Origin of the sequence: Dietzia sp. DQ11-38-2 (genome assembly GCF_014145055.1) — a bacterium.
GTDB lineage: Bacteria > Actinomycetota > Actinomycetes > Mycobacteriales > Mycobacteriaceae > Dietzia.
Genome location: NZ_JAALDW010000470.1, coordinates 1 through 1,911, shown reverse-complemented (window position 1 = coordinate 1,911; position 1,911 = coordinate 1). Strand labels below are relative to the sequence as shown.

The following is a 1,911-nucleotide window of genomic DNA, read 5'->3' as shown; positions in this document are numbered from 1 at the left end:
CACGCCGCCGGCGATGTCCCCGCGCGGCAGCACGACCGCGCTGATGAAGGAGGTGGCCGCCGCCGAGGTGGCCGCGCCGGCCAGGACGAGTTTGAGCGGGGTGGCCCCGCCGCGCCCGAGGGAGCCGACCGTGTAGACGAACACCGCCGCGATCCCGGCGCCGATGATCGCGGCCCAGATGTACCCGGTATAGGTCCACAGCCCGAAGTACGCGATCCCCACCACGACGGCCAGCGAGGCACCCATGGTCACGCCCAGGATGCTCGGATCCGCGAGCGGGTTGCGGGTCACGCCCTGCATCACCGCGCCGGCCAGGCCCAGCGCCGCGCCGACGAGCATCGCCATGATGGTGCGGGAGATGCGCTTGACCACCGACGCCTCGCCGAGGCCGTCGGTGGAGCCGCCCAGCGCGGCGAGGATCTCGTCGAGGGAGACCGTGCGGGAGCCGATGGACACCGAGGCGATGACGACGACGACGAGGACGGCGATCGTCACCAGGAGCCACGCCACGCGTACCCGCGCCGGGCGCCGCAGCGTCCTGACAGCGGACGTGGCGGCACCCGGCGCGGACGGGGCGGTGGTGTGGGGACTCACTCGCGGGTGCCGACGGCCTCCGCCAGCTGCGCCACGTAGTCGTCGAGCACCCACGAGATGGCCAGCGGGGTGGGGTTGGCGGCGGTGCCCATCGGGCCGCTGCCGTCGAGGAACACGATGGCGTCGTTCTTGACCGCCGGCATCTGGGACAGCAGCGGGTCGGACTTCAGGGTGTCGACGAGGCTCTGGTCGCCGTAGGTGACGATCAGCTCGACGTCGTCGAACTGGTCCAGCTGCTCGGCGCTGATGCTGCCGGAGTACTTGCCGCTCGCCGAGGCCTCGGTCACGGCGGCCGGCGTGGCCAGACCCAGGTCCTCGAAGAACGCGGCCCGGGTGTCGGCGGCGGTGTAGAAGTTCACCGTGCTCAGGTCGGACGGGTCGAGGTGGGTGAGGAACATGGTCCGCGTGCCCTCGAGTTCCGGGTGCGCGGCTGCGGCCTCGGCGATCTCGGCGTCGAGCTCGTCGACCAGCGCGTCGCCCTCGGCCGCCATGCCCATCCCCATGGAGTTGAAGCGGATCGTGTCCCGCCACGAGGTGGCCCACGCCTCCTCGGGGTACGCCACGACGGGGGCGATCTCGCTCAGGGTGTCGTAGTCCTCCTGCGTCAGACCGGAGTAGGCGGCCAGGATGACGTCCGGGTCGGTGTCGGCGACGGCCTCGAAGTCGATCCCGTCGGTCTCGTCGAACAGCACGGGGGGCTCGGCGTCGAGTTCCTCGAGTCGCTCCTCCACCCACGGGAGCATGCCGTTGCCGTCGTCGTCACCGAAGGTCGCCGCGGCCATGCCCACCGGGACGACACCCAGGGCGAGCGGCACCTCGTGGTTGGCCCACGCGACGGTGGCCACCCGCTCGGGCGCCTGGTCGATGGTGGTGGTGCCGAGCGCGTGCTCGATCACTACGGGAAACGACCCGGACCCGCCGGCGGCGGTCGCGCCCGTGGACTCGTCGGAGTCGGCGGGAGAGCCACACGCGGACAGCACGAGGGCGGCCGTGGTGGCGATCAGGAAGGGGACAACACCGCGAGAACGCATCAGGGCGGCTCTCTCATTCTGGAGACGATGAACAGGGCAGGACCCACCCGGGCGCCGCGCCGACGTATCCGGCGCGGGCTGACCATTAGGTGAGGCTGGCCTAAGACCTTACGACCGCACCACCGTACGGCGCAATCGCTCGATCAGGACGCCTGGTGTAGCGAATCGGACAGGCTCGCGCTGGTGGCCGGGCCGGGGCCGGGGAAGGTGGCGTGGCCGGGGCCGGAAACGGTGGCCGGGCGGAACTGCCCCGGGGTGAGGCCGGTGGTCCGCCGGAAGGCCGCCC

The 1,911-nt window shown here is 71.9% G+C and carries 2 protein-coding genes; both read right to left on the bottom strand.

The features are described from left to right. Positions 1 to 510 (bottom strand): iron chelate uptake ABC transporter family permease subunit (locus tag G6026_RS14765; RefSeq protein ID WP_182613622.1); only part of this gene is annotated, 510 nt, incomplete at its 3' end. A gap of 80 nt (positions 511 to 590) precedes the next feature. Then, the gene (locus tag G6026_RS14760) at positions 591 to 1,625 is read right to left on the bottom strand and encodes an ABC transporter substrate-binding protein (protein WP_107756871.1); all 1,035 of its coding nucleotides are present in this window, start codon (positions 1,623 to 1,625) and stop codon (positions 591 to 593) included. Positions 1,626 to 1,911: the final 286 nt, after the last annotated feature.

Coding starts and splice junctions, on each gene's coding strand:
- G6026_RS14760 (WP_107756871.1), bottom strand. CDS start 1,625: ATGCGTTCTCGCGGTGTTGTCCCCTTCCTGATCGCCACCACGGCCGCC.